This window comes from Pseudomonas sp. A25(2017) (genome assembly GCF_002001065.1).
Lineage (GTDB): Bacteria > Pseudomonadota > Gammaproteobacteria > Pseudomonadales > Pseudomonadaceae > Aquipseudomonas > Aquipseudomonas kilonensis.
The window spans coordinates 36,899-51,379 of record NZ_MUOA01000116.1; the positions used below are offsets into that span (position 1 = coordinate 36,899).

Annotated in this window: 11 protein-coding genes; 5 read left to right on the forward strand and 6 right to left on the reverse strand. The window is 63.6% G+C overall.

The genetic code is table 11. The annotated features are described in order from the left end of the window. Window positions 1-273 precede the first annotated feature (273 nt). From B0E42_RS26705 to B0E42_RS26730, 6 genes are all read right to left on the reverse strand, one after another. Window positions 274-756 carry a chemotaxis protein CheW gene (locus B0E42_RS26705; protein ID WP_014340662.1) on the reverse strand — a complete coding sequence of 161 codons (483 nt, stop codon included), beginning with the start codon at window positions 754-756 and terminating at the stop codon, window positions 274-276. Beyond that, window positions 749-6,676 carry an Hpt domain-containing protein gene (locus tag B0E42_RS26710; RefSeq protein WP_077508440.1) on the reverse strand — a complete coding sequence of 1,976 codons (5,928 nt, stop codon included), beginning with the start codon at window positions 6,674-6,676 and terminating at the stop codon, window positions 749-751. Before B0E42_RS26710 ends, B0E42_RS26705 begins: the two co-directional genes overlap by 8 nt. 186 nt (window positions 6,677-6,862) lie before the next feature. Next, window positions 6,863-8,923, reverse strand: a complete 2,061-nt coding sequence (locus tag B0E42_RS26715; RefSeq protein ID WP_018609538.1) for a methyl-accepting chemotaxis protein — start codon at window positions 8,921-8,923, stop codon at window positions 6,863-6,865. A 202-nt stretch (window positions 8,924-9,125) separates the two neighbouring features. Continuing rightward, entirely contained in the window at window positions 9,126-9,665 is a 540-nt protein-coding gene (locus B0E42_RS26720; RefSeq protein ID WP_024618834.1) for a chemotaxis protein CheW, read from the reverse strand. A 10-nt stretch (window positions 9,666-9,675) separates the two neighbouring features. Then, window positions 9,676-10,041: a twitching motility response regulator PilH gene (gene pilH, locus B0E42_RS26725; RefSeq protein ID WP_018609535.1), complete on the reverse strand. Its 366-nt coding sequence runs from the start codon at window positions 10,039-10,041 to the stop codon at window positions 9,676-9,678. A gap of 48 nt (window positions 10,042-10,089) precedes the next feature. Next, entirely contained in the window at window positions 10,090-10,518 is a 429-nt protein-coding gene (locus B0E42_RS26730) for a PleD family two-component system response regulator (protein WP_003206467.1), read from the reverse strand. Window positions 10,519-10,742: 224 nt separating this feature from the next. Between B0E42_RS26730 and gshB the strand changes: the two genes are divergently transcribed. From gshB to pyrR, 5 genes are all read left to right on the forward strand, one after another. Continuing rightward, window positions 10,743-11,696, forward strand: a complete 954-nt coding sequence (gshB, locus tag B0E42_RS26735) for a glutathione synthase (protein ID WP_018609533.1) — start codon at window positions 10,743-10,745, stop codon at window positions 11,694-11,696. Window positions 11,697-11,772: 76 nt separating this feature from the next. Continuing rightward, a complete protein-coding gene (locus B0E42_RS26740) occupies window positions 11,773-12,669 on the forward strand; it encodes an energy transducer TonB (protein WP_077508442.1) in 897 nt (298 codons plus the stop codon). A gap of 210 nt (window positions 12,670-12,879) precedes the next feature. Then, window positions 12,880-13,449 carry a YqgE/AlgH family protein gene (locus B0E42_RS26750; protein WP_018609528.1) on the forward strand — a complete coding sequence of 190 codons (570 nt, stop codon included), beginning with the start codon at window positions 12,880-12,882 and terminating at the stop codon, window positions 13,447-13,449. Beyond that, window positions 13,449-13,886, forward strand: a complete 438-nt coding sequence (gene ruvX / locus B0E42_RS26755; RefSeq protein WP_003177497.1) for a Holliday junction resolvase RuvX — start codon at window positions 13,449-13,451, stop codon at window positions 13,884-13,886. Before B0E42_RS26750 ends, ruvX begins: the two co-directional genes overlap by 1 nt. An 84-nt stretch (window positions 13,887-13,970) precedes the next feature. Continuing rightward, window positions 13,971-14,477: a bifunctional pyr operon transcriptional regulator/uracil phosphoribosyltransferase PyrR gene (gene pyrR, locus B0E42_RS26760; protein WP_014340669.1), complete on the forward strand. Its 507-nt coding sequence runs from the start codon at window positions 13,971-13,973 to the stop codon at window positions 14,475-14,477. Window positions 14,478-14,481 lie beyond the last annotated feature (4 nt).

The following is a 14,481-nucleotide window of genomic DNA, read 5'->3' on the forward strand; positions in this document are numbered from 1 at the left end:
GCAATGCCGGAGTGAGGGCATGCCGAGCCTAAGCGAGGCACCGAGTGGTGGGGCAAAGCCTTTTTGGTTACTTTTTTGGCGTCTGAAAAAAGTGACCCGCCGTAAGGGCGGAACCCTAAGCCGCCGTTACCGCAGCAATGGATATGTACCCGTTCAACAAAATCCTGGCCCGCTGTCAGGCAGCCATCGCGAGCAAGCTCCCTCCCACAGTTTGATCGAAGTACAACCGGGAGAAACAGCTCGGCTCGCTCCCACATCGGAACTTCGTATGCCTCAGGTGTTGTAGGGTTGAATCAGGCCCGCAGCCATCACCAACTCCTCCAGCGCCAACAGATCCGGCACTTTCGCCACGTGCTCCCCAACTTGCACTGCAGCCTGTTCCAACCCGCACAGCGGCACGTCGACGTAGCTCAATTGGCTGTCGAGCTTGTAGGAGCGCGGGATGCCTTGCACCAGCAGGGCAATGAAACGCAGCTCCGGCCGCCCGCCGAGGGCGTTGAGCACGACGATGCGCACGCGCTCGCCAATCACGGTCTTCTGGCCGCAGGCCGACTCGAAGCTCAGCAATGGGATTTGCCGTTCGCGCCAGCTCACCCAGCCCAGGAACCACGGCGGGGTGTCCATATCGAATACGCTGCTCTGGTAGTCGATCAGTTCGGCCACGGCCACGTTGGGTAACACCAGGTGCCGGTCGGCCAATGGCAACAGCAGGCCGGTGAGCGGGCTGGTGCGCGAGTGAAGATGCAGGTCATGCATGGGTTTTGCTCCAGTACGCGATGCTGTCCAGCAGCACCGATTCCTGGTACGGCTTGCCCAGGTAGTCATTGACGCCGATGGCCATGGCGCGGTCGCGGTGTTTCTGGCCGGTGCGGGAAGTGATCATGATGATCGGCAAGTGCGCCAGGCGCGGGTCGTTGCGCACTTGGGTGGCCACTTCGAAGCCGTCCATGCGCGGCATCTCGATGTCCAGCAGCATCAGATCAGGCGCATGTTCGGCCAGCAGCGCCATGGCGTCCACGCCATCCTTGGCGGTCAGGACGTGCATGCCATGGCGCTCCAACAAGCGGCTGGTAACCTTGCGCACCGTCACCGAGTCGTCCACCACCAGCACCAGCAACGGCCGTTGCGGTTCGCCCTCGCCTTCAGCCAGCACCTGGCGCCGCGGGACCTGATGGGGCAAAGCGCGGATCGGCGCCAGCAGGTCGAGAATCAACACCACCCGGCCGTCCCCCAGGATCGTCGCCCCGGACAGGCCCTGTACCGCCGAGAACTGCGGGCCGAGGCTCTTGACCACGATCTCCCGGGTCCCGACGGTAGCGTCCACCTGCACCGCGACATGCCGCTCGTTGCACTGCACCAGCAGCACCGGCAAGGGTTGGCTCTGGCCCAGCAGTTTCGGCCGGGCGCCGGTTTTCAATAGCTCACCGAGGTAGCACAACTCGTAACGCTGCCCGGCGTAGGTGTAGGTCGGCGGATCGAGCTGGTAATAGCCGTCCAGTTCGGCGGGCAACACCCGGACAATGCTCTCGATGGTGTTCAGCGGGATCGCATACTGGTCTTCATGACAGTGCACCATCAACGCCCGGTTCACCGCCACGGTAAACGGCAGGCGAATGCGGAAATGCACGCCCTGCCCCGGCGTGGAATCGATGACCATGCTGCCGCCCAATTGCCGCACTTCTTCGTGGACCACGTCCATGCCGACGCCGCGCCCGGAGATCTGGGTGATTTTCTCGGCCGTGGAAAAGCCTGGTTGCAAGATGAACTGCAGCACGTCGCGGTCGCTGATGTCGCTGTCCGGCGCCAGCAAGCCACGCTTGATCGCCTTGTTCCGCACCGCCTCCAGCGGCACGCCGGCGCCGTCGTCGCGGATGTCGAAAATGATGTCGCCGCCTTCCCGGGACAGGTCGAGGCTGATACGTCCTCGTGCCGGCTTGCCGGCGGCAATGCGCACGTCGGCCGGCTCCAGGCCGTGGTCGACGGCGTTGCGCAGCATATGTTCAAGCGGTGCAGCCATGCGCTCCAGGACGTTACGGTCCATTTCGCCGTCGGCATTGCCGACCAGGAATTCCACATCCTTGCCCAGTTCCTGCGCCACTTGCCGGACGATGCGTTTGAGCCGTGGCAGCATGCGCTCGAACGGCACCATGCGCGTACGCATCAGGCCTTCCTGGAGCGCGGTGTTGATCCGCCCCTGCTGTTGCAGCAGGACCTCGGCATCGTGATTGCTGCGATCAAGGGTTTCCTTGAGCTCGAGCAAGTCCGAGGCGGACTCGAACAGTGCCCGGGACAACTGCTGCAACTGGGAATGGCGGTCCATCTCCAGCGGGTCGAACTCTTCATAGCCCAGGCGCTCGGCCTCGACCTGTTGCCGGCTGAGAATCCGCCCCTGGGTTTCGGTATCCAGGCGTCGCAACTGATCGCGCATGCGCTCGATGGTGGTTTCCATTTCGCCCAGGGCCACGTGCGCGTCGTTGACCTGCTGTTCGATGCGCCCACGGAAGATCGACGTTTCGCCCGCCAGGTTCACCAGGTCGTCGAGCAATTCGGCGGAGACCTTGACCATGTCCGCACCGTCGCCCGGAGCACTGGGATCGGGTCTTGCGGGCGCCGTTGGCGGTGCCACGACGGGCACCGGTTCCGGCGCCGATTCAGCCTGCGGCGCAGCGTTCTCCTGGGGATGATTCACCGCCTGGATCTGTGCGATCAGCCGGTCCGCCAGCGGGCACGGGTGGCCGGCGCGCACGGCGTCGAGCATCTGCGCCAGCCGGTCATGGCTGCTTTGCAACAAGGTGAACAGCGCCGGGGTCGGTTGAAGCAGACCAGCCGACAGGCCTTCATAGAGGTTTTCCAACTCGTGGGCCAGGTCGCCGATGGGGACGATTTCCACCATGCGCGCACCACCCTTGAGGGTGTGCAAGTCCCGCAGCAAGGTTTCCACGGCCTGGCGATTCGACGGTTCTTCCTGCCAGCGCAGCAGCGCCGCGCCCGAGCTGTCGAGGATGTCGAAGCCTTCCTCAAGGAAGATCTCCAGCAACTCGGGATCATGGCCGGCGCCGTCGGCCTGGGCCGCTGCGCTCGTCTCGATGGCGTTCGGCTTGTCCTGGCGAAACCTTCGAATGGCGTCGATCAGCGCAACCGGATCGCCCAACGGCTGGCCCTGTTGCAACTGCCCGAGCAACAGGTCGAGGCGTTCATGGCTGCTGGCGAGCAGTTGTGCCAGTTCCTCGCTGTAGCTGTAGCGCCGGTCTACCAACCCTTCGTAAAGGTTTTCCAGCTCCTGGGCCAGGTCGCTCACCGGCCGGATGTCGGCCATTCGCGCACCGCCCTTGAGGGTGTGCAAGTCACGTTGCAGCGAGGACAGCGGCGCACCGTTGTCCGGATCGGCCAACCAGCGCTGCAAGGCCTGGGCGGCGCTTTCGAGGATGTCCTGGGCTTCTTCGAGGAAAATCGCCGCGAGGTCATCTTCCATCGAGGTATCGACGGGCGCGTCACGCTCCATTTCCGCCGTCGCGTGGCCCAGTTCGCGGATGCTCAGGGTGCGGCTGCCGTCGCTGCGGATCAGGCCGGTGGCCGACGGATCGAGGCTCTCCTGGAGCAGGCGGCGCAAGGCTTGTACCCGCTCGGGCTGCGGATGCACATGCTGTCCGGCCGCCAGCTCATCGAGCATGTCGATCAGCGCTTCATGGGCGCGCTGGGCTTCCTGGAAAAATTCGTCGCTGACCGCCAGGCTGCTTTCCTCTACCGCACCGTAGAGGTCGAGCAAGGCTTCGCAGAGTTCGTCCACCGGGTGCAAGTCGGCCAGGTGCGCGCCTTCGCCCAGGGTGGTCAGCTCATCGAGCAGCGCACTCAGTTCCTGGCCTTCGCCGGGGTGCTGCTGCCAGCGCTGCAAGAGGCTTTCGGCGTCCAGCAGGATGTCCATGCCCTGGGCGAGGAAGTTGTTGATCAGTTGCGGGTCGCGCTTGGTCCGCAGCGCTTTGTCCGGCGCACTGTTGGCGGCGTGCAGGCGCTCGGCCAGCAGGGCCTGGGCGCGCAGGATCAGATCCTCAGCCCCGGGGATCGCTGCCAGCGGCTCGCTGTGCAACTGGCGCAAGCCACGGCGCAGCAGCCCTTCGGCTTCCAGCAGCAATTCGACCTCATCCAGGTCGAGGGCAATCAGATGCGCCCGGTATTCCCGGGCCAGCTCATCCATCGCCCCGGCCAGTTCGGCGATCGGCAACACGCCGGCCATCGACGCGCTCCCCTTGAGCGTATGCAAGGCCCGCTGCAATTCATCACTGGCCTGCAACGGCAGGTGGTCGGCCGACTGATCGAGAAAACGATTGAGGCTGGCGAGGTGACCCTGGGCTTCGTTGTCGAAGATCTTCAACAGCAGCGGATCGAGAGCGGCCACGTCCTGTTCGTCTTCATCGTCCTCGTCGCCGCCCTTGGCCAGGACATGGGCGCGGGCGGCCAAGCGGTCGACGTCGTCGCGCTGGCGCTGGTGATTGGCCGCGAATTCGGCCACCAGGGCCGGCAACAACTGCACCGTGTCTTCGATCAACTGGCGGACCGAGGCCTGCGGCTCGACGCTGCGCTCCAGCACCCGGTTGAGCAGGTTTTCCACGGCCCAGGCCAGTTCACCCAGCACCAGCGCCCGGACCATCCGGCCACTGCCCTTGAGGGTGTGGAAGGCCCGGCGCAGTTCGCTCAGGGCGCCGTGATCGTCAGGATGCGCACTCCAGCGCGGCAGGTATTCACGCAGGACGTCCAGCACCTCGCCGGTTTCCTCGAGGAAGACTTCGCGTAACTCGTCGTCCACCGGACTTTCATCCACCGGTGGCGGCAACAGGCTGCCCGGGGTGCTCCTGGCCGGCGGATTGACCGCCGAGATCGGGCTGGCCAGCACCTCGGCCAAGGATTGCACCGTCTGCGGGTCGTCCAGTTCCTGCAAGTCCTGCATGACCTGGGCTTCGTTGGGGCTCAACACATCGTCGAGCACCGGCACCCGCGCTTCGTCAGGGAAATAACCGAGCGCAGCCAGGCTCCGCTCGACCCCATCGAGCAACGGCTCGCCAGGGGTTTGCGGGTCCTCGCTCAAGCGCTCCAGGTAGTATTCGAGGCCGGTGATCACGTCGGCCAAGTGGTCGAGTTCTTCCCAACCCGGCTGGGCCTGGTCCAGCAGCAGATGCTCGCGGATGAAACCGTTGCAGGCCTCCACCAGGCTGGCGGCACGGCTCAGGGGAATCATCGCCAGCGCGCCGCGCACTTGGGTCAGCAGCGCGGGCAAGGGCTGCAGTTGTTCGCTGTTCCAGTCCGCGTCGATGTAGTCGACGATCATGTCCTTGGCCTGTTGCAGGCAGGTGTGGGCTTCCTTGATGACGATCTGGTGGATCTGGGTCAGGTCGGTGGTGGGCAGGTGGGTGTCTTCGCGGCTCTCGGGCTCGACGGTGCCGACCATGCCGGCCAGGGTCGCCTCGACGTAGAGCAAGGCCCCGGCGACGTCCATGAGGGTCGCGTCATCCGGCTCGCGCTGGCCCTGGGCGAGGCTCAGGACCACCGCCAGTTGATCGATGATGACCTTGCGCGGCTGGCCGAAACCGAGCACCGCCAGGGTGTCGGCGATCTGCCGCAGCGGCGCCAACAGGCTGTCCAGTTCCGAGGCGTGCTGGCGATCGCTGCGCACGAACAGGTCCAGGCGCTCCTTGACCCGTACCAGTTCCTCGCACAGCGCGGCGAGCACCGAGCGCATGGCATCGCGGTCGGGCCCGGCCAGGCGCGCGCGTTCTTCGTCGACCATGGCGCTGTCGGGCAGCGCGTCGTCCAGTGAGTAGCGTTCTTTCATGATCTGCATCTGCCCGCTGGGATGTTCGGCCTTGGCAATATAGAACAACAAACTCTTGAGCAGGTGGGGCGGTGCCGGCTGATTGATGCCAGGCATGCCTTGCTCCAGCAGGCGCTTGAGTTCCTTCTCGGCTTCCTTGAACAGGCTGCGCAGCGCCGGGCTGTTGGTGATACGCCCGTCACGCATGCCTTCGACCAGCGCCGAGGCCACCTGCCATAACGCATTGAGCGGCGCCCCAGTACACAAGGTTTCCAGGCGATGGAAGACCTTGGCCAGGTAACCGAGGTGGGTCGCGTCATCCTGTTCGCGCAGCAGGCCCACCAGGGCCATTTGCAGGGTCTGGCGCAATTTGCGCAAGGTGTTTGGCAGGTCAGCGGGTTCGAGGCGCTGCAAGTCCTGGTCGCTGAGCGGCGCAATATCGGGCAACTCGGGGCTGAACAGGCTGGTTTCCGACAACAGGCTCTCGCCCCGGGCACTGCGCAGGTCGTTGATCAGGGGCAGCACCACCAGCGGCAGGTCGCGACGGGCACCTTGTACGCGGTCCAGGTAGATCGGCAACTGCCCCAGGGCCTGGCTCAACAGGCTGATGGCTTCGTCGCGATGGGTGACGCGGTTGTCCTGCAGGGCGGCGCACAGCTGCTCCATCTCCTCGGCCAGCAACGCCGCACCGTAGAATTCGACCATCTGCAGGCCGCCGTGGACCTGGTGAATACAGGCCAGGCATTGCCCGAGGGCATCCGACGCCTGCGGATCGTCCACCAGGCGGTTGAGGGCCAGATGAGCCTGCTTCAGCGTTTCGGCAATCTCGCCCTTGACCCATTCCAGGGCCACGTAGTCGTGCCGATCACCCATAACCACTCCAATCAGGAGAACACAACACGCCTGCGGGGAAGGGATTTACCTGTGGGAGCAAAGCTTGCTCGCGATGCAAACACCTCGGTGCCCGAAGTACCGCGTTATCTTCATCGCGGGCAAGCCTTGCTCCCACAAAAACCTCCTCGCCACAAAAAGTCTTTTCCAACGGATGAATCCGGTTGGTCACGCTTTTTCCTCATCGTCAGCCGCTGCCGTCGGCAACGTGAACCCCGACACCGAACGACGCAGCTGGCTGGCCATTTTCGCCAGGTTGCCAATGCTCTCGGCGGTAGCGGTGGAACCGGACGAGGTCTGCGAGGTGATCTGCTGGATCACGTTCATGGTCAAGGAAATCTGCCCAGCCGAGGTGGTCTGTTGTTGCGCCGCGTTGGAAATGCTCTGGATCAGCGCCGCCAGGGTCTTGGACACGCCTTCGATTTCCTCCAGGGCGACACCGGCGTCCTGGGCCAGTCGCGCACCGCGCACCACTTCGGTGGTGGTCTGCTCCATGGAAATCACCGCCTCGTTGGTGTCGGCCTGGATCGCCCGCACCAGGGTCTCGATTTGCCGGGTCGCCGCCGAAGAGCGCTCGGCCAGGCGCTGCACTTCATCGGCCACCACCGCGAACCCGCGCCCGGCATCACCGGCCATGGACGCCTGGATGGCGGCGTTGAGGGCCAGGATGTTGGTCTGGTCGGCGATGTCGTCGATCAGGCTGACAATGTCGCCAATTTCCTGGGATGACTCACCCAGGCGCTTGATGCGCTTGGCGGTGTCCTGGATCTGCTCGCGAATGTTGTCCATGCCATGAATGGTGTTGTGCACCACCTCATTACCCTTGTTGGCAATCTCCACCGACCGCTCGGCCACCGCCGACGACTCGGCGGCATTGGCCGACACCTGGTCGATGGACTGGGCCATTTCATTAATTGAAGTCGAAGCTTCGGAAATTTGCTGGGCCTGGTGCTCGGAGGCCTGGGCCAGGTGCATCGCCGTGGCCTGGGTTTCCTGCACCGCAGCGGCGACCTGGCCGGCGGTGAGGTTGATGGTCGCCACCAGGTCGCGCAGTTGGTCCACCGAGTAATTGATGGAGTCGGCGATGGTGCCGGTGAAGTCCTCGGTGACCGAGGCCGTGACGGTCAGGTCGCCATCGGCCAGGTCTTCGATCTCATCCAGCAACCGCATGATCGCGTTCTGGTTGCGCTCGTTCTTTTGTGCGGTTTCGTGCAACTGGCGATTGGTTTCGCGGACCATCACCAAGCCAATCAGGATGATCGACATCAGCGCCAGCAAACCCAGCACATAGCCGCCGATGGTATTGATGGAACGCCCACCGGCGAGGTTTTCGAAGGCCGTGGCCAGGTGCGAAGCCTCATCAAGCAGGGTCTGCGACAGGTTGAAGATGTTGCCGGCCGATTCGCGGACCTTGAACAGCTCCGGGGAGGTCTCGAGGATTTCGTCCACCGAACCGGAGACGAACTCGAAGAGCTCGCTGATTTCGCTCAGGCGTGCCCGGGCATCGCGGTCCTGGACCTGGGATATCTTCAGGGCCGGATCACCTTGCAACATGCCATTGAGCACCTGGCCAAAACGCGCGGCGTCGCGACCGAAGGTGTCGGCGGCCTGGCTGGCGTTTTCGTCCCCCGCCAGCACGGTATTCACCGCGCCGAGGATCCGTTCGGCCAGCAACGACTGGCGCTGGGCCATGGCCACCTGGGCGGCCGGCGCACCGCGTTGCAGCAGGATCTCGACGACTTTTTCGTACTCGACCTGCAACTGCGGCACGGTTTCGGCCAGGGTCGCCGCCACCTGGTGCAGTGACAACACGGTCTGTTCGCTGGAGAGGATGGCATCGGTGTTCTTGAGCAGGCGCTCCCAATCCAGCTGCACGGCGCGCATCTGCGGACGCAGGGTGGCCGGAGCAGGGGGCAGGCCGGTCACCGGGTCGCCCTGTTTCAGGGAGCCCCAGCGCTGAGCGAAGTCATTGCGCGCATCGCTCAGCAGCTTGAACGCCGCGGGCTTGCCGGCGGCGGCCTCGGTGGCGTTCTTGGCGATGCGCTGGGACAGCACCCGCAGCTCACCGGCATGGCCGATGTACTGTTTGTCATAGGTGGATTGGGTGTTGAGGTAGGCGAAGTTGGCGAACAGCAGCATGATGAAGACGATCAGCGCGACGAACAGCACGATGATCTGCGAACGACTGCGCGACGCTTCCAGTGGCTTGCCTGTTTTTGCTTTGATCATCGGTTCTCGCCTGTACTGCCCAATCCAACTTACTGCCATTAACTGTAGTGTTGTGCAGTCTGCTCAATCAGTGTGGCTCTGTGGGAGCAAGGCTTGCCCGCGATGAGAACGACACAGTTTTTTCGTCAACCGAGGCGCCGCCATCGCGAGCAAGCTTTGCTCCCACAGGTTTGCTCCCACAAGGGGCCTGCGCTGCATCTCGTTAAATCGCCACATCCATGAACCCCGGCGACCGCGCCAGGGCAAACGGGCTGAACACTTGCCACTCGCGCTCGCCGCCAAACCGGCCCTTGACGAAGGCCGCTTCCGGGCCGTCGAGGTCGTCCACCAGCGTCGGTTCCAGGCTGTCCTGGGAGAAATGCTGCAGCCCAAGGACCTCGTCCACCAACAACCCGGCGAACACCTCGTCGTGGTCCACCACCAGCACGCGCCGCTGCTTGCGCACGCTCGACAGCTCATGGCCGAAGAACCCGCACAAGTCCATCAACGGCAACAAACGCCCGCGCAGGTTAGCTACGCCACGCACCCACGGCTTGACCCCGGGCAAATGCGTGTGTCGTGGTTCGTGCAGCACTTCACTGACTTCGCCCATCGGTGCCACGTACCAGTGCTCGCCCAAGCGAAAGCCGATGCCGCTCCAACCGGCGCGATGGGTCGGCTGGGAGGGCAGGTCCGCCCCCAGCAACCGGCAGCGCCGGTCGATCTGCAGCAGCAGTTCGAATGCGGTCAGGGATTGGCTCATGGCCGCGCCGTCAGCCCGCCAGCACTTTGTTCAGGGTCGCGATCAGGGTTTCTTCGTCCACCGGCTTGGTCAGGTAGTCCTTCGCCCCTTGGCGCGTGCCCCAGACCTTGTCGGTGTCCTGGTCCTTGGTGGTGATGATGATCACGGGGATGTGGCCGGTGTCCGGGTCCTTGGTCAGCTGGCGCGTGGCCTGGAAACCGTTGAGGCCGGGCATGACGATGTCCATCAGCACCGCATCGGGTTTTTCCTGGCGGGCCAGGGCCACGCCATCGGCGCCATTCTCGGCCTTCAGGACCTCGTGGCCGTGCTTTTCCAGCATGCCGGTCAGTTTGTACATTTCAGTCGGCGAATCATCGACGATCAGAACTCGTGCCATGGTGTTCCCCATTTTCTTGTTGACCCCAGGCCCGTTGGCCAAGTGTCATTAATGTGCCTGGTGCGGCTGGACAGCGGCAAAGCCCGGAACATGGGCCTGTATCGCGCCCAGCAGTTCTTCCTTGCTGAACGGCTTGGTCAAAAACTGATCGGAACCGACGATGCGTCCCTTGGCCTTGTCGAACAACCCGTCGCGGGACGACAGCATGATCACCGGCGTGGCCTTGAACGCACTGTTGTTCTTGATCAGGGCACAGGTCTGGTAGCCATCCAGGCGCGGCATCATGATGTCGACAAAAATGATGCCCGGATGATGGTCGGCGATCTTGGCCAGGGCATCGAAGCCATCGACGGCCGTGATCACCTCGCAGCCCACGTTGCGCAGCAAGGTTTCGGCGGTGCGGCGGATGGTCTTCGAGTCGTCGATGACCATGACCTTCAAGGCGCTGGGTTGCTGCTGCGTGAGATGCTCTGCCATTGCCACTGCGAACCGGTTTTTAACGCGTAAGTGTGATCGACAGCGCAAACCCTTGATGTTCAAGGCCCGCACGTCACATGGCAGCCTTTTTAGCACAGTCTCCATCGCCGATCTATCGGCCGCTCGGCGCGGTGGTTTTTCCTTGACCGCCAATCTTCCGGGCGCCACTCTGACGCCACTTTTTCGCACCAATATGTGCCCATCACATTTCGAGGAACCAAGCCATGAGCGTACGCGTCGGCATTGTCATGGACCCTATCGCCAGCATTTCCTATAAAAAGGATAGCTCGCTGGCCATGCTGCTGGCCGCTCAGAAGCGCGGCTGGGAACTGTTCTACATGGAGCAGCGCGACCTCTACCAGGCCGAAGGCCAGGCTCGGGCGCGGATGAAACCGCTGAAAGTCTTCGCCAACCCCGAGAAGTGGTTTGAGCTGGGCACCGAAAGCGATGCACTGCTGAGCGACCTTGACGTGATCCTGATGCGCAAGGATCCGCCGTTTGACATGGAGTTTGTGTACTCCACCTACCTGCTGGAACAGGCTGAAAACGCCGGCGTGCTGGTGGTCAACAAGCCCCAGAGCCTGCGCGACTGCAACGAAAAGCTGTTCGCCACGCTGTTCCCGCAGTGCACGCCGCCGACCATCGTCAGCCGTCGCCCGGACGTGTTGCGCGCATTTGCCGACCATCACGGCGACGTGATCCTCAAGCCCCTGGACGGCATGGGCGGCTCCTCGATCTTCCGGCACACCGCCGGCCACCCGAACCTCTCGGTGATCCTGGAAACCCTGACCTTGCACGGCAAGCAGCAGATCATGATCCAGGGTTACCTGCCGGCCATCGTCGATGGCGACAAACGCATCCTGATGATCGACGGCGAACCGGTGGACTATTGCCTGGCACGCATCCCGGCAGCCGGCGAAACCCGCGGCAACCTGGCGGCTGGCGGGCGTGGCGAGGCGCGTCCGTTGACTGACAAGGATCGCTGGATCGCCGCCCAGGTCGGCCCGACCCTGCGCGAAAAAGGCCTGCTGTTCGTGGGCCTGGACGTGATCGGCGAGCACCTGACGGAAATCAACGTCACCAGCCCGACCTGCATCCGCGAGATCGACAATGCCTTTGGCACCGACATCGGCGGCATGCTGATGGATGCCATCGATCAGAAGCTCAAGGCTCGTTGATCCAGATCTGCTGAAGGAAACCCACATTGCGTTATCATGCCCGGCCTGAAAAAAACGCGATGTTGGTTTCCTTGCCATGACACTCCCGTCCGATCTGCCCCAAGAGCTCGCCCATCGTGGCGTGCGCCCGGCTGATCGCCTCGGTTTTACCCTGTTCCTGGCGGCGCTGATCCACTTGGCCCTGCTGCTGGGCGTCGGTTTTGCCACGGTCGAGCCCAAGCAGATCAGCCAGACCCTGGAAATCACCCTGGCCACCTTCAAGAGCGAGACCAAGCCCAAGAAGGCCGACTTCCTCGCCCAGGAAAACCAGCAAGGCAGCGGCACCCTGGAAAAAAAGGCGATCCCCAAGACCACCGAGATCGCGCCGTTCCAGGATACCAAGGTACAAAAAGTCACCCCGCCGCCAGCCGCCAAGCCCGAGGTGCAGGAGACGGCGCCCAAGGCAGCCGTGACCACCGTGGCGCCGAAGCCGAAAAAGGCCCCGGTCAAGGAAGAGGTCAAGCCTGATCCCAAGCCCAGGGCCCCCGAACCCACCTTCGACAGCTCGCAGTTGTCCAGCGACATCGCCAGCCTGGAAGCCGAACTGGCCCAGGAGCAACAGCTCTATGCCAAGCGCCCGCGTATCCACCGCCTGAGCGCCGCCTCGACCATGCGCGACAAGGGCGCCTGGTACAAGGACGAATGGCGCAAGAAGGTCGAGCGCATCGGCAATCTCAACTATCCCGACGAAGCGCGGCGCAAACAGATCTACGGCAACCTGCGGCTAATGGTCTCGATCAACCGTGACGGCTCGCTGTATGAAGTGCTGGTGCTCGAATCCTCCGGTCAGCCGCTTTTGGACCAGGCCGCCCAACGGATCGTGCGCCTGGCCGCACCGTTCGCGCCGTTTACCGGGGACCTGTCGGACATCGACCGGCTGGAAATCATCCGCACCTGGAAGTTCGCCCGGGGTGATCGGCTTTCCAGTAACTGAGCCGCATCGATGATGGCAGGGACTTGTGGGAGCGGGCTGTGTGGGAGCAAGGCTTGCCCGCGATGAAAACGCCGCGGTCTCTTGAGGACCGCAGCGCCTGGATCGCGAGCAAGCTTTGCTCCCACAAAGCTCGCTCCCACAGGGGATTGGTGACAGTCTCAGGTATTTCCTGGCTTGTCAGTTCGGCCCTGCGCCGCCACACTAGCGCCTATGAAAAACGTCAGCCCCACCTACCTCAAGCATCACTTCCTGATTGCCATGCCGCACATGGCAGATCCGAATTTTGCCCACACCTTGACCTACATCGTCGAGCACACGGCCAATGGGGCCATGGGGCTGGTAATCAATCGCCCGCAGGAATTGAACCTGGCGGACATCCTGGAGCAGTTGCGCCCCGACGTGGAACCGCCACTCTTGTGCCAGCACGTGCCGATTTTCATCGGCGGCCCGGTGCAGACCGACCGCGGTTTCGTGCTCCATCCGTCGGGCCCCAAATACCAGGCCACTGTGGATCTGGACGGGGTATCACTGTCCACCTCCCAGGACGTGCTGTTCGCCATCGCCGACGGCGTCGGCCCGGAGAAAAGCCTGATCGCCCTCGGCTATGCCGGTTGGGAACCCGGGCAACTGGAAGCCGAGCTGGCCGACAACGCCTGGCTGACCTGTCCGTTCGACGCCGACATCCTGTTCAACACCAGCAGCGAACTGCGCCTGGAAGCGGCGGCCAGCCGGTTGGGGGTCAACCTCAGCCTGCTCACCAGCCAGGCAGGACACGCCTGATGGCCCTGCGCTTGCTGCTGGGCTTCGATTACGGCACCAAACAGATCGGCGTAGCGGTCGGCCAGGTCATTACCGGCCAGGCCCGCGAGTTGTGCACCTTGAAGGCGCAGAATGGCGTTCCGGACTGGAACCAGGTCGAAGCGCTGATCAAGGAATGGAAACCCGATGCCGTGGTGGTCGGCCTGCCGCTGAACATGGACGGCACGCCCAGTGACATGTGCCTGCGTGCCGAAAAGTTCGCCCGCCGTCTCAATGGCCGCTACAACCTGCCCTTCTATACCCATGACGAGCGCCTGACCACTTTCGAGGCCAAGGGCGAGCGCCTGGTGCGCGGCGGGCAGAAAGGCAGTTACCGCGACAACCCGGTGGACGCCATCGCCGCTGCCCTGCTGCTGCAAGGCTGGCTCGACGCCAACGCTGCCCTGTTCGAAACCTGATTTTTTGAAAGCGCCGCCAAGGCGCTTTCTCTTAGCGATAGACCGCGCCATTCACCACCGGCCCGGGAACCTGAAGGAGCCAGCATGAGCCTGCCCAATCCTGCCGAACTGATCAGCCAGATGGCGATTCGTCTCAAGGCACACCTGGAACACCGCGGCATCAGCGAGCCGCGCTACATCGGTATTCGCACCGGTGGCGTCTGGGTCGCCCAGGCCTTGCTCGAAGCACTGGGCAGCCAATCGCCACTGGGCACCCTGGACGTGTCCTTCTACCGCGACGACTTCAGCCAGAACGGCCTGCACCCGCAAGTGCGCCCCTCGGCCCTGCCATTCGAGATCGAAGGCCAGCACCTGGTGCTGATCGACGACGTGCTGATGAGTGGCCGGACCATCCGCGCCGCCATGAACGAACTGTTCGACTACGGCCGCCCGGCCAGCGTGACGCTGGTGTGCCTGTTGGACCTGGACGCCGCCGAGCTGCCGATCCGGCCGAACGTGGTCGGTGCGACGCTGACGTTGGCTGCCCACGAGCGGGTCAAGCTCTCCGGCCCGTCGCCGCTGCAACTCGAACTGCAAGACCTTGCCCTTTAACTGC